Below are 21,730 nucleotides of genomic sequence, written 5' to 3'. Positions count from 1 at the left end.
TTTCGATGAGGAATTGAGCGCTTAAAAGTTTGTTGGACAAAGGTGGCCGACGAAAGTTTATAAGAATCCGAGCGGTAGTAACGGGGGAGGAGAGAGCGAATGGTCAGCAAGCTGTTGGCGCTCGAGGCTTATCCGAGCCTCCGCGACCTGGACTTCAGAATCCTCAGGGGAGTAGAGCTCAACATGAGGCACCACAAGTGGGTGCCGTTAGAGGACATAGCGCGCTTCGCCAGGGTGGACGTTGAGACCGCATCGTTCAGGCTCGGCAAGCTCGATGACATGTCCCTCGTCAGGCGGAGGAGCGACATAGGCTACATCGGCTACCAGCTCACGATACACGGCTACGACGTTTTAGCCATAAGGGCCCTCGCGAGGAAAGGCGTCGTAGAGGCGATAAGCACGACGCAGATTGGCGTTGGAAAGGACGCGGACGTTTACGTCGGAATAACGCCAGCCGGCGAGAAAGTTGCCGTTAAGTTCAACAGGATAGGGGGCAGAACGGCTTCGCGGAGGGCTACCTACCACTCCCACGTCTTCGCCGATAAGCACCACACGAGCTGGCTCTACGTCTCAAGGCTCATCGCGAAGAAGGAATACGACGCTCTGGTTCTGCTCAGTCCGATTGCGAGGGTTCCTAAGCCGATAGCCTGGAACAGGCACGTCCTCGTCATGGAGTTCGTTGAGGGAACCGAGCTGGCGGAGCTGAGGGACGACGAGCTGACGAGGGAAGAGGCAGAGAACGTCCTTGACAGAATCCTCGAGGAGTACCTCAAGATAGTGCGCTTTGGTATAGTCCACTCGGATTTAAGTGAGTTCAACGTCGTTTTAACGGGCGACGACATCTTGATAATAGACTGGGCCCAGCACCTGACCACCGCCCATCCGGAGAGCTACGAGCTGTTGAAGAGGGATTTAGCGGTCATAATCAACGCCTTCAAGCGGAGGTGGCGGGTTGAGAGGAGCTTTGATGAAATCTGGCCGGCCTTCGAGAGGGCCTGGCACGAGAGCAGGGGGGAGGGGTATGACGATTAAGTACGAACCCCTTAACAGGCGCGAGAGGATTGTTAAGCTCTTCCGCGAGGCAATCGAGGCCGAGAACAGGAAGGACCTCGAAACCGCGAAGAAAAAGCTCGACGAGATACTTCACGAGAGCCTCGACGTTGAGCCGGAGTTCTACTTCGAGGCCTGCTTCCGCCTGGCAGACATATTCCTCCAGGAGGACAACTACCGGGGAGCGGTCAAGTGCGCCCTGCGGGCCATCCTGAGGGCACCGAGCGAAGACCACTACAGGCTCGGCGTGAAGAGGTTAGGAGACATACTCGCGATAATCAAGAAGGAGAACCGCCTGGGGGAGCTGGCCGAGAACATGGACGCGACGCTCAGGCTCATCGAGGAGGACGAGGAGCTACACCGCTTTACGCTCGCCCTCGTGAAGCTCGCGAGGGGAGAAAGGGTGAGGGAGAAGTTCATCCTGCCCGAGTTCAACGAGGTCTTCGAGAGCCTAATCGAGTGAGGAACTCCCTTACGTACTCTTTTTCCGGCAGAAATGGGAAGTTGTAGGGCTCTTTCTTTGGCCTCTCGTTGTAGTAGGGCCTGTTGCAGGCAGGACAGCCGTGCGTTGCGAAAACCGCCGGCGAAACCTCGATGTCAGCTAAATCAAAGCCCCCTATCGAGTCCCCGTCGAAGATTATCCTGTCGCCCAGGCCCTTCTCAACGAGCCACCTCGCCAGCTGGACCTTCCTGTAGCGCTCGATACTCGGCGGTTCAAGGTTCTCAAGCCCCGTTCCCTTCAGGGGGGTGAATGCGAAGAGTGAAACATCAGCCCCAATAGCGTAGGCCCTCTTGAAGACCTCTACCAGCTCCCTGTCGGTTTCGCCGAGGCCGACTATGACGTGAATCAGAGCTTTTCCATGACCGAGGACGTCAACTACCCTCTCCGCAAAGTCCCACATCTCATCCCACTCAAAGTCGGGTTTTATCTCGCTAAAGAGCCTCTCGCTCGCAACGTCAAGGCCAACTCCAACGTAATCGACGCCGAGCCCTTTGAACTCCTCAAGCGTTTCCCTCGAAACGGGCGTTATCGAGACCGAGACCGGCAAGCCGAGGGGCTTGAACGCCCTCAGAAGTGCCAGAACGTCGTCGAGCATTCCGGGGTAGTCTATCGTCTGGAGGCATATCCTCCCGAAACGGCCGTTGGGAAGAGCTTGAACGACTTTTTCGAGCTCAAAGGCCGGCCAGATGACGCGGGAGAGCCTGTCGAGGTTTGCCCTGCTGGAGCGCGCCTGGGCGCAGAAGGCACAGTCGTTGGCGCACTTGCCGGGCCAGTAGGTCATCAGATACGCGGTCGTCGGCTTGGCCAGGAGCTTCGCCCTGATTAGGCCCATCGCTATCGCCGTTCCGTAGGAGACCCTAACGAGCATTGACCTTCCCCCAGATGACGGGCGCGTAGAGGGTTATAAACCCGACCCCCAGGATGAGCGGGAGGAGCGGGAAGACGCCGGCGTAACCGTAGAGCTGGGCGACGTAGCCGAGGCTGACCTGACCGGCGAGCGTTCCGAGGTCGAAGAACATCGTGTAGATTCCCGAACCCATCGTCCTGATTCTCCTCGGAAGGTTGCCGAGGGCCATCAGTTGCATCGCGGGAACCGCCAAGCCAAAGCCGGCCCCGATTAAGGCGGCGCTGACGTAGGAGCGGGGCGGGAGGGTGTAAAGGTTGAGCAGGACGTAGCCGAGGAGGAGCAGGGTGAGGCCGAGGGTTATCACTGGAAGAGGCCCGCGCCTGTCGGCGCTCTTACCGCCAACAACGCGCGTCATGAGGGAGAATATTCCGATGACCATCATGTAGTAGCCGAAGAGGCTCTGGGGCAGGGAGAGGGACTTGTAAAGGGCCGGTAGATAGGTGGTAACCCCCGCGTAACTAACGGAGAACATGAAGAGCGTCAGCGAGGCGGAAACGAAGGTTACCCTTAACAGCTCGCGGTAGTTGGCCTTCTCGTGCTCCCTCGGCTTGACGACTTCACCTGCCTCGCGCCAAGCTGTGAGCGCGAAGAGTGCTCCAACTCCTGAGAAGAGAGCGGTGAGAGCGAAAGCTCCGGCGAAGCCTATTACGTCGGAGGCGTAGCCACCTATGGCCGGCCCGATTATGTTGCCGAGGGAGAACATCATGCCACGCCAGCCGAGGGTCTCGCCAACCCTTCCCTCTGGGGCTAAATCAACGGCCGTTGAGAGGCTTGAAGGAAAGAAGAGGCCCATCGAGAAGCCGTGAATGGCCCTTGCGAAGGCGAAGAGGTAAACGTTGGCACTTATTGCCGAGACCACGTAGAGAACTCCAGCGAGAAGGCCGAGCAGGTTCCCGCCGACGAGGGCGTGGAAGCGATAACCTCTGTCGCCGACTGCACCTCCTATGGGCTTGGAGACGAGGGCGAGGAAAGAAGTGACGCCGGCGACGAGGCCGACGAGAAAGGGCTCGGCGTGAAGGCTGACGAGGAACGGGGAAACGACAGGGGTAACGACGCTTATCCCGAGGAAGAAAAAGAAGGTCGAGATGTTGAGGAGCCAGACGTTCCTCATCGAGGCCACTAAACACCAGCCTCCGGCTCGTCCATGCCGTCCTTCATGAAGGCGTAGCTCATGTGCTTGGTGTTCTTGGCGAAGCCCACGTTGCCCCTTGCGTCAACCATGATTATGCCCATGGTGTCTCTGCCAAAGTACTTCGTGGCGAGGCTTATCGCGGCTTCGCTCGCCGACTGGGCGTCGAGGCCGAGCCTGACGAGGTCGGTGGCGCTTTTAGCGAGGGCGAGCTTTATGGCAACCTCGCCGAGGCCGGTGCAGGAAGCTCCAGCCACTTCGTTGGCGTAGGTTCCGCCACCGATTATAGGCGTGTCGCCAACGCGACCGAACATCTTGAGGAAGACCCCACCGGTTGACGTTCCGGCAACGACCTCCTCACCGTCGAAGGCAACCGCTCCAACGGTGCTCCTTAGAACCTCGGGGTACTCCTTGATGAGCTCGTTGAGCTTCTTCCAGTGCCTCGTTTCGCCCTTTTCAATAAGTTTCTTCCTCAGCTCTTCCCACTGCTTGAGCCTCTCCTCCGTTACCGGGTCGTACTCCTCGAAGCCGAGAAGGCGAGCGAACTTCACGGCGCCTTCACCGATTAAAAGAACGTGGTCGGTCTTCTCCATGACCTTCCTCGCGACGCTTATCGGGTTCTTGACGCCCCAGATTCCGGCAACGGCTCCCGCTTCAAGGGTCTTCCCGCGCATTATGGCGGCATCCATCTCGACCCTGCCGTCTAGGGTTAAAACGCTCCCGGTTCCGGCGTTAAAAATCGGGTTGTCCTCAAGGGCTTTAACGGCCTCTTCAACCGCATCGAGAGCGGAACCCCTCTTCAGCTCGCGCCAGCCCGCTAAAACAGCCTCCCTAACGCCCTCGATGACCTTTGGAATCCTCTCCTCCTTCCTTATCGTGCCCGCTCCCCCGTGAACTATTATCGCGGCCATGAAAACCACCGAAAAAAGTTCCCTCGAAGGGTTAAAAGGGTTGTGGAAACGAGAAGAAATCAGCTGAGGGCCATGTTGATTATCGTCTCGCCGATGTTCTCGATGTACTCGAGGATTCTCCGGAAGCTCTCCTTGGCTATGGACTGCCTGTAGTCGGTTGCCTTAATCGTGGCGCGGAGTTCGAGCATGAGCTTGTCTATCGCCTTGAGGTCGCGCTTCTCTATCTGGGCCACCATCGCTTCAAACTTCTCCCTCAGGTAGGGCACGTCAACCTCGCCGGGGTTCTCGGCTATCCTGATGATGTGGTCGCCTATCCTCTCGATTTCCCTCGCTATGAAGAGGATTCCCATGAGGTCAAAGGTCCTCTTGACGATTCCGCTCTCCTCTGTAACCGTGTGCTTGCTGAGAAGCCTGTTAACGGTCCTGACGATGAGGAAGTAAAAGCGGTCAAGCTCGTTTTCAAGGTCGTTTATGTCGCGCCTTATCTCGCCGTCCTCGCCCTGAATGAGCAGTTCGAGGTCGCCAAGCATCGAGACCACGAGGGAGCGAATCCGCCTGAGGAGCTCAACGAGGTTCACCTCGTCCTCGTCGAGGAGGCTCTTCGCCACTATCCTGCTGGGCTCGTCGAGGATTATCTCAACGCCAGGGAGGCTCTGGAGAACCTTCCTTATCTTGACCTTGTAGATGGGCATCTCCTCCGTGAAGTGAATCTCAAGGACGTCGTAGCCCTGAATGTAGGCGGAAATCACGAGCCTTATGGCCATGTCCGGCGAGAACTCCTTGGAGAGGCGCAGTATCTTCTTCTCGCTCACATCTCTGGGCTCGCTGGGGAAGATGGTTATACTGCCGTCGGGGTTTATAGTCAGCGGTATTGTGTCGCCCTGCTTGAGGTTGTGCTCCTTGACCCACTTCTTTGGAAGAGAAATTATGTATGAGCTCCGCCCTGTAAACTGTATCTTCCTGAACTCCATAGCCAGCACCGAACGCTATATAGTGGTAGGCGTTAAAGGCTTCACTTCGATAGACTTATAAACGCTATGAGGGACGTTTCATCATGCTCTCGGAGTACGGCAGGGACGCGAAGATACTCATTACGGCCAACGCCTTAGGTCAAACTTTCCTCTGGTTCTCGTTCTTCATAATGCCCTTCTACCTCAAGGCCCTCGGCTACGACATGAAGGCTATGGGAGCATTTTTCTCAGCCCAGACGATAGTCGGTGGCCTCTTCTTTCTTCTGGCGGGCTACCTTTCGCTCCGCCTCGGCTACCGAAAGACCCTGTTCCTGAGCGCACTCATCGGACTCATCGGAAGGCTCCTCCAGGTGCTCGCTTTGAACGCAACGGTCCTCTTCCTCGGCTTCGTCCTGGTGGGAATCAACATGGGGCTGAGACAGCCGAACTACAACGCCTACCTGAGCGAGCTGGTGCCCGATGAAAGGAGGCACGAGGCGTTTTCCAAGAGCTTTGGACTGGGAACGCTCTTCAACTCCCTCGGCGTTCTCTTGGCTGGCTTTCTGCCGGGCTACCTCATGGGGCTGTCGCTGGCGGAGGAGACAGCCTACAGGATAACCTTCTCACTCTCGATACTCCAGTTCGTCTTCGTCGTTCCGGCTCTGCTCCTCGTGGGGGACGTTGAGGTCAGGGAGAAGAGGATAAAGTGGGAGAGAAGCTTAGTCCTCAAAATCCTCAAGTTCTCGCTCCCGAGCGCGCTCATAGGCCTCGGCGCGGGGATAACTATACCATTCATGAGCATCTACTTCAAGCTCAAGTTTGGGGAAACGCTCCAAGCGATAAGCTGGATTTTCTTCTTCCAGCAACTGGCGATGGGTCTCGGCTCCTTTGGATTACCAGAACTCGTTAGGAAATGGGGCCCAGTAAAGGTCATAACGTCATTTCAAGGACTCGCCACCTTCCTCTTCGCTGTGTTTCCCTCGATAGAGACGTTTGCACTCGCGGGGGCGGTCTACGTCCTCAGGGCCATACTCATGAACATCATCTGGCCAATAAACGACTCCTTCATGATGGGCTTTTTCAGGACTGAGGAAAAAGCAACAGCCAATGGCATAAGGCAGGCCTTCTCGACCTTCATGCGCGGAGTGGGCAACTCACTCGGCGGGACCCTCTTCGCGGTTTCATTGGCCTATCCTTTCTACGCCACCGCGCTCCTCTACGCCCTCGCGACTGGGCTGTTCTACGCCTTCTTCATAAAGCACAACGAAGAATGAGAAAACCGGGCGGAAAAAACCAGAAATCAAGCTTTGGCCAGCTCCTCACCGCGCTCAAAAGCTTTAAAGTTCATCTCCCAGAGCTTCTCGCGGAGGGTCAGCCTTATTCCCTCAAGAAGGCTCTCGCGCTTGAGGGGTATCAGGCCCTTTCCGTAGGCGTAGCCGAGCATCAGGACGCCCAAAGTTCTCGGGTTTATCCTGTCTGCCTCACGCTGGAAGTTCATCATGTGAACCGGGCAGATTCTTCCGAGGGCTTTTTCGATTTCATCGAGCTCCGGATAGCGCTCCTTCCCGACGAGGGTCGTCGCCGTGTGAATGGGGTAGGCGTTCACTATGGCAACGCTGTCCTTTCCGAGAAAGCGCGCGTTCCTTAACGCCTCGGCCGGCTCAAGGGCGAGCATGAGGTTGGCTTTGCCCTCCTCGATGAGGGGAGAATAGACCTCCTCTCCGAACCGGAGGTAGCTGAGAACGCTACCGTAGCGCTGGCTCATTCCGAGGGTCTCGCCGATGCGAACGTTGTAGCCCTCGACCATAGCAGAGTTTCCAACGATTCTCGAAAGGGTAAGACCCCCCTGACCGCCGACTCCGGTAATGATGAGGTTGAACTCCATGAGCACCACCTTAGGGAGTTGGAGGAGGAGAATAAAAAGCTAAGCTCAAAAAAATTCGCTCAGAGGATTAGCTCCTCGAAAATTCTGAGCTTTTCACGGCCTTTGATGTTTACCCAGTCAAAGATTGAGCCACTGCTCTCCCCCAACCTGAGGCTCTCAACGAGTTCTTTGTAGATTCCACCTGCTATGCCGTTGGCTATTATCGCGCTCCCCTCGGCCGCTTCTTTAGCCTTCGCCCTGCTCTCGAGTTTGAGAACCTCGACCGAGAAGCCGTAGCGCCCAAAGGCATCCTCAAGGGCTTCCTTGACGTCGCTGAAGAACTCCGGAATCCGCGAGAAGCGACCGCTGATGTAGATGCTCTCAGGCCTGACGGAGGGAAGCAGTGAGAAGACGTCCTTGACGATGGCCTCTATCATGGCGCTGTAGCCCTTCGCGACATTCTCATCCTCCTTCGCGAGCTTTACGAACTCCTCTGGCGAAACCGAGAACGGGTCTATTCCGGCAACGTAGGACGCACCGCCCTGGAAGAGGACGAGCTTTCCGAAGTCGTCGAGGGCGTTGGCCAGCGCGTAGGCTAATTCACCGTCCATGAAGCCCATTCCGAGGTAGCCGGGGAAGCCGGCCGTTCCGGCCATGGCGTCAACGATTTGGCCGTTCTTGACTGCCATCGCGGAGGTGTAGGCGAAGCCGACCTCAACCGCTATGAGGTTTGTCTCGGAGTAGGGGATTCCCTTTCTCTCGGCTTCCCTCACCATCGCGAGGGCAACGGTGAAGACCTTATCGGCCGTTCCGAGGTCTATCCTGTTGGCCTTCCGCCACTCCGGGACGGTCGGGAGGTGTATGACGCCGGGGGTGAAGTAAACGTTGAGGTCCTTAGCTTCTCTGAGGAGGAGCATGAGCTCCCTCAAACCGACTATCTTGAGCCTTCTCCTCACATCGGCCTCGGTTATGAACGTAGCTAAAGCTATCTCGGCATCGGTGGCTTCCCTCGCGGGTTTGAGCGGTATCCCGTAGCCACAGGGACCGACGATGGCATCAATCTTCCCGTGCTCCTCCTGAACCTCGCGGAGGAGTTCAACGATTATAGCTGGGTTCTCGGTTACCCTGTTCCTGTCCACGGAGACGTCGACTATCACCTCCCCGGTCTCGTCGTCGAAGCCGAACAAATCCATGCTCTTCGTCCCGGAGTCTATACCAACTGCCTTAACCACGCTCCACCACCATCCCCCTGTTGTCAACGCCCGTAACGAAGACCTCTCCGCCGTCGCCGTTCTCGCGGAGGAAATCCTCAACGATGGATTTTAGCCTTTCCGCCTGAGCCTGACCTTTGACGAGGCCGTAGAAGGTCGGCCCCCAGCTCGTCTGGCAGGCGCAGTAGGCTTCCTTCAGCATCAGCCTTATCCCCTCGTTCACGATTTCGCAACAGTAAACGTTCTCTTGGTAGTCGCTCCAGAACTCCCCGAGAAGGTGGTTGAACTGGTAGAGGCCCTCCCCGAAGGTCTTTATGTCCCGCTCGATGAACGCGGGCAGGATTTTCATAAGCACTATCCTCGACAGCCTGTCGGCCAGCTCCGGTGGCATCTTCTTGAGGTTTCCGAGTATCTCGTCCTCGCGCTTCCTGATTTCGGCGAGGGTCTTCCTCGGGGTCTCGGGGATTGCCACAACGAAGAGCCAATCGCTTGGAAAGTCGCCCCTGAAAATCAGCGGTGGAACGACCTTCTCGCGCTTGTCCACAGGGAAGCCACCCTCGTAGATGAAACCGCCGACCTTAAGGGCGTAGAAGCCGAGGGCAGTTATGAGACCGCGCCTCACAGCCAACGCCACCTCCTCAAGCGAGAGGTTTAGGCCATATAGTTCGCTCACGGCCATTCCTATACTCAGGGCGAGGGTGGTATGAAAGCCTATTCCAACCCACTTCGGGATGTAGCTCCTCACCGTAACCTCAACGGGCGGGAAGTCGTAGCGCTCGCGGAGCCTCGCCAAGAACTTCAACGCATCTTCGTCGTTGGAGCAGTCTTTTTCAGCTTCTCTGACCTCTATTTCGAGGCGTGGCTTTTCTATGGCGAAGCCAACCGTTCCGTAGAGCCGTCCCATGTCCCCGCTCAGGTCGGGGTTTCCAGTATGCAGATGAGCCGGCGCGCTAATCCTCACCATCATGTTCATCACCGGAAACTTCGGATACCTATTTAAGGACTCGTGAGGACTCAAAAACATGACGTTCGAGGAGTACTATTCGGCCTTCAAAGCCTACAGCGACATCTATTCCGACGAGTACAGAAAGAGGATTGAGGACCTTGAACCGCTCCTGATGAAGTTCATGAAGGAAAAGGGGAAAGTCCTCGACCTCGGCTGTGGGGCGGGGGGCTTCTCGTTCCTGCTTGAGGATTTGGGCTTCACTGTCGTTGGCGTTGACAACAGCGACTACATGCTCTCCCTCGCGAAGGGTTTTGCCAGAGAGAAGGGCTCGAGGGTGGAGTTCATCAAGGCAGATGCGAGGGAGTTACCCTTCGAAGATAACACCTTTGACTACGTCCTCTTCATCGACAACCTCGTCCACTTCGAACCCCTCGACCTCGGAAAGGCGTTCCGCGAGATGGCGAGGGTTCTGAAGCCGGGAGGAAAGCTAATCCTCCAGTTCACTGACCTTAGGGCACTCCTTCCGGTTCTCATGAACGGACAGGTAATCGGCGCTGAATACTGGATTAGCAAGGTTTTGCCGGATAAGGACGAAAAAACCGTCCTGATAGAGTTCCAGAGCGAGGAGAAGTCCTTCAGGGTTCGCTTCAACGTCTGGGGAAAGACAGCGGTGGAACTCTTAGCGAAGCTCTACTTCCGGAAGGTCGGAGAAGAAAAGATAAACGAGCACACCTACCTCCAGGTTTACACACCGAAAAAATGAATCAGGCCTCGAAGCGAAGCCTTTTGACCACGAACTCCTTATCGAGGGAAGCCAAGAACGGGGCCAGCCTCGGCCCGCGGTCCTTTCCTATGAAGAGGTTGTAGAGTGCTTTGAACCACTCCTTGCTCGGGATTCCGCGCTTCTTGGCAACGTCGAAGATTGCGTTGTTGAGCTCATCCACGGTGAAGGTATTGGCCCCAATCCAGTCGGCGAGCTCTCTCATCGCCTCCCTGATTTCGGGCTTGAGTTCGAGCTGGGGAAGTTCTTCGAGAAGGCTGAACTTGACGTTCTCAGGAGCGTACTTCTCGACCCAGTTCTTGGCGAGCCTGATGCGGAGCCTTATCCTCTCAATGTCCTCGTCGCTCAGGTTCTCGGGAACGTGACCCTGCTCCTGGAGAACCCTGATTATTCCCTCCTCGTCAAGGTGGGGCATCTGGACGAGAGTGACGAGGAAGCGGAAGGGGGCCTGAGCGATAAGCCTCTCCGGAACCTTCGGCATCGAGAGCTCGTAGGTTCTCTTGAGTTCCTCTTCCTCCTCCGGGTTCTTTGCGTGCTCAAGGCCGAAGTAAATCCTCTCGACCTTGTCGAACTCGTCGTAGAGGTTGAGCAGGCCGAGGCCTAGGTCTATCTTGAGCTCCTTATTGGGCCTCGCCTTGGCGTAGATGAAGCGGATTATTCCCGGCTCGAGCACCTCGTAGAGGTCGCTGAGGAGGATAACGTTGCCCTTAGAGCCACTCATCTTGCCCTTCTGCCCCTTGATTCCAACGAACTCGTACATGAGGTCTATCGGTGCCTTCCAGCCGAAGACCTTCTCGGAAATCTCCCTTCCTGTGTCGTAGGAGCTTCCGGCGGCGAGGTGGTCTTTTCCAGCTGGCTCGAAGTCCACCCTGAAGTGCGCCCAGCGCATCGGCCAGTCGACGCGCCAGCGGAGCTTAACGTTGCCCTCCCTTATGTCGGTCTCCCCCTCGCTTCCGCAGTGCTCACAGCGATATTTAACCTTCCACCCGCCGTCCCACGAGACGAACTTCGCCTCGCGCCTGCACTTCGGGCAGTAGACCATAACAGGTTGCCAGTCGTCCTCAAGGGGCGGCTGTTTAGCCCTCTCACGGTACTTGTCGAGAACCGCCTTGATTTCGTCGCGCTTTTCGAGAGCCAGCTTAATCTCCTCGGCATATTCACCCGACTTGTACAGCTCGCTCGCGTAGAGGAAATCAACCTCAATGCCAAGCTTTCTCACTTCCTCCTCAAACTTCTCCATGAAGTGCTCCGCGTAGCTGTCGTGACAGCCCCACGGGTCGGGGACTTCCCTGACCGGCTTAGTGAGGTGCTCCTTCCACTCCTGCGGGACGTTCTTGGGGACCTTCCTAAACCTGTCGTAGTCGTCCCACATGTGGATGTGCCTGACCTTCTTTCCCCTGTCCCTCAGGGCGTGGCCCACTATGTAGGCCGTGAAGAACTCTCTAAAATTGCCTATGTGAACGTAACCGCTCGGCGTGATTCCGCTCTCGACCACGTACTCCTCCTTGTCGCCCCTTTCGCGGATTATCTTTTCGGCCATGTAGTCAGCCCAGTGAACCATTCTCACCACCGCGCTTAGCTCCTCGAAAGGGCTTTTAAGGTTAGCCTCCATTTGAACAACTTTCAAAGAGAAACATTTATAAGCACAAAAAGTAAAAACTACTGAACAATGTAACAGGTGGACGCCATGGAGTTCGAACTAATGAGAATGAACGTCTTCTTCCCAGCGTCGCTGGAGATTCAGGAGGAGCTTCTCAAGGCAGGCTTTAAGGTGCCCTACGACAAGGAAACCGGGAAGAAAACTCCGGTTCCGGTGGTTTCAAGCTCGATGGAGGGACGAAAGCTGAGACGGAGAAGACTGCTGAAGGCCAAAGATGTTGAAATGAAAGATAAGTTCGCGGTGATTCCCGAGGAGAGGGCTCTCATCGAGTTCGAAGTCACTGAGAAGGGCTTCCTAGTGATAAGGCCTAAGCCACTGGAGTACCACCTCGAGGAGCTCGGCTTTCTCTCGGTTCCGCCGAGGCTCTGGGGAACGTGGGTGAGCTTCTCACTGCCCTTCTCAGCTTACGACGCGCTCCTCTCAGAACTGAAAGAGTTTAAAGGGGAGAACCGGGGCTTCTACACAGCTTCAAAAGGCTCAAGGGGAAGGATTGAGGTCTACGCCTACAAGGGGAGGACTAGGAAGGACCTCGGAATTCCTGTTTTCGGCTACTCCTTTGGGCTCCACGGCCTAACCCTGGCGGAGGAGTACCTGAGGGAAAAGGCGGAAGAACACGGCGTCCCCGAGGAGAGGCTCCGCTACCTCAAGCTCGGCCTGAGGAAGAGGAAGGAAACCAAGGCCGGCCTCAGGGTCGGAATAGTCTGGGAGAACGGAACTCCCGTTGAAGTTACCCTAAAGCTCTCGACAACGGAGCCTAGGGTCAGAATTCAGGGCCTCTACGGCGAGCTGGTTGGGAAGTCGAGGGGAGAGCTGACGAGAACGGACGACTGGTATATAGCCGTTCGCGCTTCCGACTTCATCACCGCCCTTGAAACCGTTGGAGGAACGTTCGGATAAAGTTATTAGCCTCAATCCCTTTCATTTTTTGGTGGAATGGATGTTCGAGTGGTTGCCCTACGCGGGTTTAGCGGCCCTGCTCATACTGCTTGCAATCGGCTTCACGAGGAAGCTGGGCGAGGAATGGGCGTGGATAAACAGGAAGATAATTCACTTCAGCATCGTTCCGGCCGTTCTGATGTTCTACTACGGAAAAATTCCCGCGGAGGTTTTCAGCGCCTCTGCTTTCGCCTTTGCCCTGTTCCAGCTGTGGCCCCACATCAAAAAGCGGGAGTTCTCGTGGTACCAGATAGAGCACAACTACGGGGAGGTCTTCTTCGCGTTTTCGGCATCGATAATACCTATTGTTTTGCCGAGGGAGTATGCAACGGCGCTCCTCCTCGCGATGGCAATCAGTGATGGGGTAACCGGGGTGGTAAGGCACTACTACTTCAGACGGCACGGCTTCAACGTGAAGCTCAAGAAGCACTGGACAGGAAGCCTGGCATACTTGGCAACGGCCGTGGTGATAGCACTCATTTACCTCGACGCGGATACAATAAGAAAAGTGATGTGGGCAGTGATACTGGCCTTAGCGGAGTACCAGCCGTGGCTCGACGACAACTTGGCCGTGCCGATGGTTGGAAGTTTGCTGTTCCTTCTCTACTGAGCCCACCTGACCTTCAGGCTGTCCTTCTTCACCTTTTTGAACTCCTCAACGAGTGCTCTTCCAGTCCTCTCCATGAACCCCTCAACGTCGGTGATGCCAACTTCCTTGAGGCCTATTGCCTCCACGCCCTCGGGAATGCCCTTGGCCTCGACGTTTATCCCAATGTGGATTTTGACGCTTACTGGGGAAACGGTTGCTATCGAGATGCTTAGTTTCTTTCCGTTAACGTAGATATCGTCGCTCTTTCTCTCGGTCTTCACCCCGTAGTCGTTGAGAACCTCGCAGAGCTTGGCTATGAAGAGCTTCTGGAGAGTCGAGGCGAAGAGCGTGTTCACCAAGTCGAAAACCTCGATTATGTAGTGCACCATGTCGTCGCTCTTGATTTCCTTGCTCGCGCGGAGGTCCTCTATGTCAATCATCTCCTCGACTTTGACGTCGCACTTTCCGCGGAAGACGACGAGCGAGTTTCCGAGGATTCCGAAGTTCCTGTAGGTCCAGTGGCTTCCTATCGCGGAGCCGTCGTAGTCTATGCGTTTGTCTTTAACGACTAGCAACTCCATGCTATCACCCCAGCTTTTGGAGTAGTTGTTTAAGCTCCTCAAAACTCTTTACATCCACCCACATGTGAATGAAATCAACGTAGGGAACGGCCATTTTGACGCCGTTGATGTGAATCACTCGGTCGTCAATGTAAATGACGTCGTCGATGTCGTAGCCGATGGAGCGAAGCTCCTCGATGGTTCTTCGAATCATATCGCCCTTGTCAGGATGGCCTTCGATTTTTGGAAACATGAAGTAGTCCCATAGACCAAAGCCCTCGAGAATCGGCCTTACCCTCTCCTCGATGTTCCAGCTCGCAATGCTTAGAATGAACCTTTCGCTCGCCCATTCGAGGAACTCGCGAACACCGGGAAAGAGGCGGAGTTTTTGGCCGAGGGAATCAGTTAAACAATCGCCGTTGAACTCGTATGGCGGAACTAAGGCAGAAGCGTCCTCGTGGTCCCAGAGGGTGCCGTCCAAATCAAGAACGAGCAGTCTCATGGAAATCACCAGGAGAAGGTATCACAGAGAATTTTAATTTTTACGGATGGATTCTTGCAGAAGAGTCGAGTTAAGTTAAGTCATAATGAGGGCCGTGCATAGGCGAGCTGGTCTCTCAGACGCCCCGCCCGGGGCACTCGGGCTGTTGGGAGCGGCAGGCTGAACGGGTCGGTTTCCCTTCCCGCTTACACCCCCGCCCCATCAAACGGGTCTTCTTCCCGAGCCCTCGTCCTGGGCAACGGACCGGTCGCCCAGGCCCAAACGCCCAGGAATGGCCGCCTATTTTCGGGGACCGCTTCGGCCTTAGATGCTTTCAGGCCTTATCGGACGCGGCGTAGCTGCCCGGCTATGCCCTGTAGGACAACCGGTAGACCAGAGGCCGCGGCTCCCTGTTCCTCTCGTACTGGGGGAGCCTTCCCCTCAGGCGGCCAGCACCCCCGGTAGATAGCATCCGACCTGTCTCACGACGGTCTAAACCCAGCTCACGTTCCCCTTTAATGGGTGAACACCCCCACCCTTGGCCCCTGCTGCAGGGCCAGGATGGGAAGAGCCGACAGCGAGGTAGCAAGCCTCGGGGTCGATATGGGCTCTCGCCCGAGACGACTCTGTTATCCCCAGGGTAGCTTTTCTGTCATCCCTGGCCCCCACCGGGGAGGCACAGGGGTTCGCTAGGCCACGCTTTCGCGGCTGGACCCGCCTCTGTTACGGGTCCAGTCAGGCCGGCTTTTGCCCTTGCACTCTACGGCGGATTCCTGACCCGCCTGAGCCGACCTTAGGGCACCCTCGATACCTTTTCGAGGGTGTGCCGCCCCAGCCAAACTGCCCACCTACCGCTGTCCCCCCTTCCGGGGGTTAGCCGTACGGCAGAGGGTGGGCGGTGTCTCATGGACGGCTCCACCCGCCCCGGAGGGCGGGCTTCGACGCCTCCCGCCTACGCTGCGCACCCCCCGCCGTACGGCAACGGCAGGCTGCAGTAAAGCTCCATGGGGTCTTCGCTTCCCACCGGGGGTCCCAGGCATATGCGCCTGGCAGAGGTTTCGCCGGGCCCCAGCCGGGGACAGTGGGGACCTCGTTACGCCATTCATGCAGGTCGGCATTTAACCGACAAGGAATTTCGCTACCTTAAGAGGGTTATAGTTACCCCCGCCGTTTACCGGTGCTTCACCCGGTTGTACCCGGGCTTCACATACCGGCACTGGGCAGGCGTCGGCCCCAGTACAAACCCTTTCGGGCTAGCTGGGACCTGTGTTTTTACTAAACAGTCGGGCCCCCCTAGTCACTGCGACCTGCGGGTTACGCACCCGCAGGCACCCCTTCTCCCGAAGTTACGGGGCCAATTTGCCGAGTTCCCTCGGCTGGGTTTCCCCCGACACGCCTTAGGCTTCTCACCCAGGGGCACCAGTGTCGGTTCTCGGTACGGTCGCGGTGGATCGTTCCCGAGGGGCTTTTCACGGGCCCCAGGGATCGGCGGAACCCCCCTTACGGGAGGCCATTCGCGCTTTCATCCGGTTCTCGCCATTACGGCACTCCCCGGACTTATACGCTTAGCCGGCCTTGTGGGCCGGTCCGCCTACCCCGAGGCGTCACCCCTCGGGCTTGCGTTGCCGCGCCTACCACCGCGGTACGGGAATATAAACCCGTTTCCCTTTCCCCGACGCCGAGTTACGGGTCGGGTTAGGACCGACTAACCCACGGCTGACGAACATTGCCGTGGAACCCTGGCCCCTACGGCGGCCGGGATTCTCACCCGGCTATGCTGCTACTCCCGGCAGGATCCGCAATACCGACGGGTCCACCGGACCTTACGGCCCGGCTTCCACCCCATCGGCACGCCCGCCTACCCGATCACGGACCAATCGGTCCGTGCGCCGGGGTCTCGGCGGCCGGCTTGAGCCCCGTCCATTTTCGGGGCCCCTGACCTCGACGGGTGAGCTGTTACGCACTCTTTAAAGGATGGCTGCTTCTAAGCCTACCTCCCCGCTGTCTAAGGCCAGGGACACCCTTTGGAGTAACACTTAGCCGGCACTTTGGGGCCTTAACCCCGGTCTGGGTTGTTCCCCTCTCGGGTGACGGCTTACACCGCCCCCCTACTCCGGCCATCTACGGCGGCGGTGGGTTCGGAGTTTGACAGGGGGCCGGGGGATTTCTCCCCCTAAACCCCCAATCAGTGCTCTACCCCACCGCCTACCTCCGGCCGGGCTATCCTGGGGGATAATTCGGCGGGAACCAGCTATCGCCGGCCTCGATTGGCCTTTCACCCCTAGCCCGGGGTCACGGGAGCGAATTGCACGTCAGCACCCCTATCGGGCCTCCATCCCTCTGTTGAGGGACTTCACCCTGCCCCGGGCTAGATCGACCGGCTTCGGGTCTCACCCGAGCGACTCCGGGCGCTTTCACACCCCGTCCCTCGCCCTTACGGGCTGCGGACCTGTCGGTTTCCCTGCGGCTTCGGGGCTGACCCCCTTAACCTCGCCGCTCGGGTGAACTCCCTGCCCCGTGATCCAAGACGGACGGTGCAACCCCGGTCACCTCCCCTCGTACTCCACGGTCGCCCGTGTTTCCTTCGGGGAGGGTCAACCCTTTCGGGCCGCACCCTCCTATCGCCGCCTGGTTTCAGGCTCTTTTCACCCCCCGCCAGGGGTGCTTTTCAGCTTTCCCTCACGGTACTAGTTCGCTATCGGTCTCGGGACGTATTTAGGGTTGGGAGCCGATGCCTCCCAGCTTCCCGCCGGATATCCGACCGACGGTACTCAGGGACACCCCAGGAGCTCGGGGGCTTACGCCTACGGGGCTTTCACCCTCTACGGCGCCGCGTTCCAGCGGACTTCGGCTTCGCCCCCAGGGCTCCTTCGGGGGCCCTACAACACCACATCCCCCGAACCTTTCGGCCCGGGGTTCAGTTTGCCCTGTGCCGCTTTCGGTCGCCCCTACTCACGGCATCGCTTTTGCTTTCTTTTCCTGCGGGTACTAAGATGTTTCAATTCCCCGCGTTCCCCCTCCCAACTGGGAGTGCGGCAAAGCCGCGGGAGGTCCCATTCGGGCATCCCCGGTTCGACGGCTGCCTGCGCCTCGCCGGGGCTTATCGCAGCTTGCCACGCCCTTCGTCGGCGCCCCGAGCCGAGCCATCCACCAGGCGGCTTAGTTGCCACCGGGCGGGGCGTTTTCTGGACCAGCTCGCCTATGCACGGCCCTCATCGTGACCCCTGTTCGGGGTCTCAGGCCCTTCCACCCCGAGCCGAGCTCGGGATGTGCACCTCTTCGTGGTGGACCGGCCGGGATTCGAACCCGGGGCCTCCGGCTTGCAAAGCCGGCGCTCTCCCAGGCTGAGCTACCGGCCCACGTTGGCAGGCCCGGCACCCCTTAAACCCCCCCGGACGGGTTTCCGGCGATAGGAGGTGATCGAGCCGTAGGTTCCCCTACGGCTACCTTGTTACGACTTCTCCCCCCTCACGGAGCCCAGGCTCGACCCGGCCTCCCCGAAGGGAGACCAGGCCTCACCCGGACCCCGCTCGGGTGGAGTGACGGGCGGTGTGTGCAAGGAGCAGGGACGTATTCGCCGCGCGATGATGACACGCGGGTACTAGGGATTCCAGCTTCACGCGGGCGAGTTGCAGCCCGCGATCCGAACTGAGGGCGGGTTTAGGGGATTCCCTTCCCCTTTCGGGGTCGGTTCCCATTGTCCCGCCCATTGTAGCGCGCGTGTAGCCCGGGGGTTTCGGGGCATACTGACCTACCGTCGCCCGCTCCTTCCTCCGGCTTATCGCCGGCGGTCCCCCCAGAGTGCCTCCTCCCCAGCGGGGAGGACTGGCAACTGGGGGCGCGGGTCTCGCTCGTTACCACACTTAAGTGGACGCCTCACGGTACGAGCTGACGGCGGCCATGCACCTCCTCTCGGCGCGTCCGGCAAGACCTTCAGCCTGGCCTTCATCCTGCCGTCGCCCCCGGTGAGGTTCCCGGCGTTGAATCCAATTAAACCGCACGCTCCACCCCTTGTAGTGCTCCCCCGCCAATTCCTTTAAGTTTCAGCCTTGCGGCCGTACTCCCCAGGCGGCGGGCTTAACGGCTTCCCTCCGGCACCGGGCGAGCTCGAAGCTCGCCCGACACCTAGCCCGCATCCTTTACAGCCAGGACTACCCGGGTATCTAATCCGGTTCGCTCCCCTGGCCTTCGTCCCTCACCGTCGGACCCGTTCCAGCCGGGCGCCTTCGCCACTGGCGGTCCCCCTGGGATTATAGGATTTCACCCCTACCCCAGGGGTACCCCCGGCCTCTCCCGGTCCCAAGGCCCGCAGTATCCCCAGCAAGCCCCACGGTTGAGCCGTGGGATTTCGCCAGGGACTTACGGGCCCGGCTACGGACGCTTTAGGCCCAATAATAGCGGCCACCACTTGGGCCGCCGGTATTACCGCGGCGGCTGCCACCGGCCTTGCCCAGCCCTTATTCCCGGAGCTTTTTACACTCCGGAAAAGCCGTGGCTGTGCCACGGCACTGGGGGTCCCCCCGTCGCGGTTTCCCGCATTGCGGAGGTTTCGCGCCTGCTGCGCCCCGTAGGGCCTGGACCCGTGTCTCAGTGTCCATCTCCGGGCTCCCACTCTCATGGCCCGTACCGATCTTCGGCTTGGTGGGCCGTTACCCCACCAACTACCTAATCGGCCGCCGGCCCATCCTCGGGCGGGCAGAGCCCCTTTCGGCCTGGGGACCTTCCAGTACCCCAGGCCTATGGGGGATTAGCCCCAGTTTCCCGGGGTTATCCCCCTCCCGAGGGTAGGTTACCGACGTGTTACTGAGCCGTCCGCCGGTGCGCGCAGAGCGCGCCCCATGACTCGCATGGCTTAGTCGGACCCCCATAGCAGTGGCCTCCGGCAGGATCAACCGGAATTGAGCAAGGAGTACGGCCGGTGGAACTCCCCTCAAATGGGGGAGTACCGATTCCCGTCCGGGGGTTTGGTCGGGGTGCCGGGCCTGCCTTACCCCCGAGGGGTCCGCCTTTCGGCGTTTCCTCGGGAGCGCACCTGGTGTGACCCGGACTGGAGGGCGGGGTTCATCTTTGGGTGCTTTGCACCCGTTCCCCCCGACGCCGCCGTCTTGGCGTCCGGGTCTTCGTCGCCCCCTGTTCGGGGGCTCCACCCAATAGGGACGAACCCCCGCAGTGAAAAATTTTTGCAAAACCCCTCACGGGGGAGATTTTTGAAAAAGAACCTGTTAAAATCGAGAACCAAAATGCACAAAAATAGACATAAAAATGTTAAAAATTTTTGCAATCAGAGGCGGAGTATTTCCGGCACAATGCTTATCTTCGAGACGGGAGTGGGTATTGTGTTCGTGACTGCGAGCTCGTCAACCGCACCACTAACCCTCTCGATGGCACCCTCGGCAAAGACCCCGTGAGTGACCCCAACGAATATTTTCCCCGCACCTAATTTTCTCAAAATTTGTGCGGCTTTGACCATGGTCCCCCCGGTACTTATGATGTCATCAACTATCAGAACGTTCTTGCCCTTAACGTCTATATCAACCGGTCTCATCTCAACCTCAGTTGGGGATATGCGCCTCTTCTCGAAGTGGCTGTACTCAAGACCAAACTCTTGGGCGACTGCCCTTGCCCTCTCGCGGGCGCCTTTATCCGGGGCAAGGACTATGCCGTCGCCAAGCTTCTCGCGGAAGTAGTCCGCTATGACCCTCGCCGGAGAAACGTTGACGCCTTTACCAGGGAAGTACTTCAGTGTCTCGGGGTTGTGGAGGTCGAAGATGTAGAGTTCATCGTAGTAGATGCCGAGCGCCTTCATTATCGCCCTTACGCTTACCGGCTCACCCTCCTTCGTGACCCTGTCCTGCCTGCTGTAGGCGAAGTAGGGAACGACGGCACGGAGTTTCTTGAAGCCCTTCTCCCTGAGCGCGTCCCCAATGAGAAGCAACTCAACGATTTTCTCATCCTGAGGTGCGAAGGTAGAACTGACGACCGTTGCTTCGTTGCCGGAACCGAGAACCCGAACGTACTTCTCCCCGTCTGGGAACTTCCTCAGCTCGACCTCGATGATTTCTCCACCGAGTTCCCTGAGCTCCCCCTCAAGGTGCTTCCCACCGCTCCCGATAACGAACATGAGCGCCACCTCCTTTGACGGCTTCCTGTTGAATTACCGCCTTATAAACCCACCGTCATACCAAGAGAACGGCAATAACCCCCGCGAGGAAGATTCCATCGAAGGTTCCGGCGCCACCTATGCTGACCATCGGCGCCCCGAGGCGCTTGATTTTCTCCCAGTTCATCAGGTCGGCCCCTATGAGAACCCCAAGCGTTCCGCTGACGTAGGCAACCAGCGTCGGGTTCCCGTCCCCGAGGAGCCAGCCGAGGAGAACAGCTATGAGCGGGGGAAAGAGCGTCGGCATCGCGATTCCAAGGCCACGAACTGGTCTCGCGACGGCGTTGCTGAGAAGCGAGGCGATGAAAACCGCGAGAAGGGTGTTCAGGAGAAGGCCGTACTCCCCGAGGTGGACGAGGCGGAAGAGCTCGTAGAGAACTATGCTCAGCGGGACCAAGGCACCGCCGACGTTGACCGCTATGACCGTCTTCCGCTCCTCCCAGTCGAAGTAGGGCATGGGGTAGAGGATTCCAAAGAAGCCGACTTCTCTAACCCTAATCACGGGCTCATAAGTTACCTCCTCCGCTATGGGTATGTTTATGAAGCTCCCGACGAGCGCAAAGACGAAGAGGGTGACCGCCACACCGGGCGGAAGGCCGAGCCTGTCGAAGGCCATGAGAACCGCACCGGAGAAGAAAACGAAGACGAGGACGAAGGCAACCGCTATGAGAATCAGAAACGGCCAGTTGAGGGGAGGAAACAGGAAGCGCCGGACCTTATTCATCTTTAACCACCACGTTGGCCCAAATCTGGACTCCCTTGGCCATCTCCACCTCCTTGGGGCGGTCGAACTTCTCGGCGTTCCTGAGCACCCACGCGTAGAGTGGCTTCCCGTTGGAGTACTCGCGGAGGAAAGAAACGCTCGCGCGGTGTTTGTCCTCGTGTTCAGCTAACTCCTCCGGCGTGAACGGCCCGAGAACGTCGACGAGCTCCGCCTTCCCGATGGCCTTCCCGTTGCTGATTATCAGAATCTCCCCTCTGATTTTCGTTCTCGTCTTTCTAATCTCCCACACCTTCTTGCCCTCTACGATTAGGCTCGCGTAGGGTTCCCTCACGATGAGGCCCTTTTTCCTCTCCATCGCCATCGCCCTTA

At 58.2% G+C, this 21,730-nt stretch carries 19 protein-coding genes, 1 tRNA gene and 2 rRNA genes; 6 read left to right on the top strand and 16 right to left on the bottom strand.

Annotated elements, in window-relative coordinates:
• Positions 1-99: 99 nt before the first annotated feature.
• Together BD01_RS06125 and BD01_RS06120 are read left to right on the top strand one after the other, a co-directional pair.
• A complete protein-coding gene (locus tag BD01_RS06125; protein WP_042691007.1) occupies positions 100-1,032 on the top strand; it encodes a serine/threonine-protein kinase RIO2 in 933 nt (310 codons plus the stop codon).
• Positions 1,022-1,513 (top strand): tetratricopeptide repeat protein, encoded by a 492-nt coding sequence (locus BD01_RS06120; RefSeq protein ID WP_042691006.1) that lies wholly within the window; start codon positions 1,022-1,024, stop codon positions 1,511-1,513. The genes BD01_RS06125 and BD01_RS06120 overlap by 11 nt, the downstream gene beginning before the upstream one ends.
• Here BD01_RS06120 and BD01_RS06115 read toward each other — a convergent pair.
• The 4 genes from BD01_RS06115 to BD01_RS06100 are packed head-to-tail and all read right to left on the bottom strand — an operon-like array spanning position 1,482 to position 5,470.
• Complete coding sequence (locus BD01_RS06115; RefSeq protein WP_042691005.1) at positions 1,482-2,420, bottom strand: radical SAM protein; 939 nt, start codon at positions 2,418-2,420, stop codon at positions 1,482-1,484. The two genes, BD01_RS06120 and BD01_RS06115, sit on opposite strands and share 32 nt — an antisense overlap.
• Positions 2,410-3,570: an MFS transporter gene (locus BD01_RS06110; RefSeq protein ID WP_042693213.1), complete on the bottom strand. Its 1,161-nt coding sequence runs from the start codon at positions 3,568-3,570 to the stop codon at positions 2,410-2,412. The genes BD01_RS06115 and BD01_RS06110 overlap by 11 nt, the downstream gene beginning before the upstream one ends.
• 8 nt (positions 3,571-3,578) lie before the next feature.
• Positions 3,579-4,499: an isoaspartyl peptidase/L-asparaginase family protein gene (locus BD01_RS06105; RefSeq protein WP_042691004.1), complete on the bottom strand. Its 921-nt coding sequence runs from the start codon at positions 4,497-4,499 to the stop codon at positions 3,579-3,581.
• A 59-nt stretch (positions 4,500-4,558) separates the two neighbouring features.
• The gene (locus tag BD01_RS06100) at positions 4,559-5,470 is read right to left on the bottom strand and encodes a phosphate signaling complex PhoU family protein (protein ID WP_042691001.1); all 912 of its coding nucleotides are present in this window, start codon (positions 5,468-5,470) and stop codon (positions 4,559-4,561) included.
• 83 nt (positions 5,471-5,553) lie between these two features.
• Between BD01_RS06100 and BD01_RS06095 the strand changes: the two genes are divergently transcribed.
• On the top strand, positions 5,554-6,723 hold the full coding sequence (locus BD01_RS06095; protein ID WP_042691000.1) for an MFS transporter: 1,170 nt from the start codon (positions 5,554-5,556) through the stop codon (positions 6,721-6,723).
• 26 nt (positions 6,724-6,749) lie between these two features.
• Here BD01_RS06095 and BD01_RS06090 read toward each other — a convergent pair whose 3' ends face one another.
• The 3 genes from BD01_RS06090 to BD01_RS06080 are packed head-to-tail and all read right to left on the bottom strand — an operon-like array spanning position 6,750 to position 9,488.
• A complete protein-coding gene (locus BD01_RS06090; RefSeq protein WP_014122604.1) occupies positions 6,750-7,334 on the bottom strand; it encodes an indolepyruvate oxidoreductase subunit beta in 585 nt (194 codons plus the stop codon).
• A 59-nt stretch (positions 7,335-7,393) separates the two neighbouring features.
• Positions 7,394-8,545 (bottom strand): DUF1464 family protein, encoded by a 1,152-nt coding sequence (locus tag BD01_RS06085; protein ID WP_042690999.1) that lies wholly within the window; start codon positions 8,543-8,545, stop codon positions 7,394-7,396.
• On the bottom strand, positions 8,538-9,488 hold the full coding sequence (locus tag BD01_RS06080; RefSeq protein ID WP_042693211.1) for a beta-ribofuranosylaminobenzene 5'-phosphate synthase family protein: 951 nt from the start codon (positions 9,486-9,488) through the stop codon (positions 8,538-8,540). The genes BD01_RS06085 and BD01_RS06080 overlap by 8 nt, the downstream gene beginning before the upstream one ends.
• Before the next feature lie 58 nt (positions 9,489-9,546).
• Between BD01_RS06080 and BD01_RS06075 the strand changes: the two genes are divergently transcribed.
• Positions 9,547-10,233 (top strand): class I SAM-dependent methyltransferase, encoded by a 687-nt coding sequence (locus BD01_RS06075; RefSeq protein WP_042690997.1) that lies wholly within the window; start codon positions 9,547-9,549, stop codon positions 10,231-10,233.
• 1 nt (position 10,234) lies between these two features.
• On the opposite strand, the gene lysS is transcribed toward BD01_RS06075, so the two are convergent.
• Positions 10,235-11,812 (bottom strand): lysine--tRNA ligase, encoded by a 1,578-nt coding sequence (gene lysS / locus BD01_RS06070; protein ID WP_042690996.1) that lies wholly within the window; start codon positions 11,810-11,812, stop codon positions 10,235-10,237.
• A gap of 126 nt (positions 11,813-11,938) precedes the next feature.
• Here lysS and BD01_RS06065 point away from each other — a divergent pair, with 126 nt between their 5' ends.
• Both BD01_RS06065 and BD01_RS06060 read left to right on the top strand, forming a co-directional pair.
• Positions 11,939-12,808 carry a hypothetical protein gene (locus BD01_RS06065; RefSeq protein WP_042690995.1) on the top strand — a complete coding sequence of 290 codons (870 nt, stop codon included), beginning with the start codon at positions 11,939-11,941 and terminating at the stop codon, positions 12,806-12,808.
• 40 nt (positions 12,809-12,848) lie between these two features.
• Positions 12,849-13,457 carry a diacylglycerol/polyprenol kinase family protein gene (locus BD01_RS06060; RefSeq protein ID WP_042690993.1) on the top strand — a complete coding sequence of 203 codons (609 nt, stop codon included), beginning with the start codon at positions 12,849-12,851 and terminating at the stop codon, positions 13,455-13,457.
• Here BD01_RS06060 and BD01_RS06055 read toward each other — a convergent pair.
• The 8 genes from BD01_RS06055 to BD01_RS06020 all read right to left on the bottom strand — a co-directional run bounded on the left by BD01_RS06055 (position 13,451) and on the right by BD01_RS06020 (position 21,722).
• On the bottom strand, positions 13,451-14,017 hold the full coding sequence (locus BD01_RS06055) for a DUF366 family protein (RefSeq protein ID WP_042690991.1): 567 nt from the start codon (positions 14,015-14,017) through the stop codon (positions 13,451-13,453). The two genes, BD01_RS06060 and BD01_RS06055, sit on opposite strands and share 7 nt — an antisense overlap.
• Positions 14,018-14,021: 4 nt before the next feature.
• Positions 14,022-14,498, bottom strand: a complete 477-nt coding sequence (locus tag BD01_RS06050; protein WP_042690989.1) for a magnesium-dependent phosphatase-1 — start codon at positions 14,496-14,498, stop codon at positions 14,022-14,024.
• A 125-nt stretch (positions 14,499-14,623) separates the two neighbouring features.
• Positions 14,624-17,652 (bottom strand): 23S ribosomal RNA (locus tag BD01_RS06045).
• A gap of 107 nt (positions 17,653-17,759) precedes the next feature.
• Positions 17,760-17,836: transfer RNA gene (locus BD01_RS06040), tRNA-Ala, on the bottom strand.
• Positions 17,837-17,888: 52 nt separating this feature from the next.
• Positions 17,889-19,376, bottom strand: a 16S ribosomal RNA gene (locus BD01_RS06035).
• Together the 16S and 23S rRNA genes with 1 tRNA gene alongside form the textbook arrangement of a ribosomal RNA operon.
• A gap of 382 nt (positions 19,377-19,758) precedes the next feature.
• The gene (locus tag BD01_RS06030) at positions 19,759-20,598 is read right to left on the bottom strand and encodes a ribose-phosphate diphosphokinase (RefSeq protein ID WP_042690988.1); all 840 of its coding nucleotides are present in this window, start codon (positions 20,596-20,598) and stop codon (positions 19,759-19,761) included.
• A gap of 55 nt (positions 20,599-20,653) precedes the next feature.
• Positions 20,654-21,361, bottom strand: a complete 708-nt coding sequence (locus BD01_RS06025) for a DUF1614 domain-containing protein (protein WP_042690986.1) — start codon at positions 21,359-21,361, stop codon at positions 20,654-20,656.
• Positions 21,354-21,722: an ASCH domain-containing protein gene (locus BD01_RS06020; protein ID WP_042690985.1), complete on the bottom strand. Its 369-nt coding sequence runs from the start codon at positions 21,720-21,722 to the stop codon at positions 21,354-21,356. The genes BD01_RS06025 and BD01_RS06020 overlap by 8 nt, the downstream gene beginning before the upstream one ends.
• Positions 21,723-21,730 lie beyond the last annotated feature (8 nt).

The organism is Thermococcus nautili (genome assembly GCF_000585495.1).
GTDB lineage: Archaea > Methanobacteriota_B > Thermococci > Thermococcales > Thermococcaceae > Thermococcus > Thermococcus nautili.
Note: the sequence above shows the minus strand (reverse complement) of the source record. Positions and strands in the feature narration are given on the sequence as shown.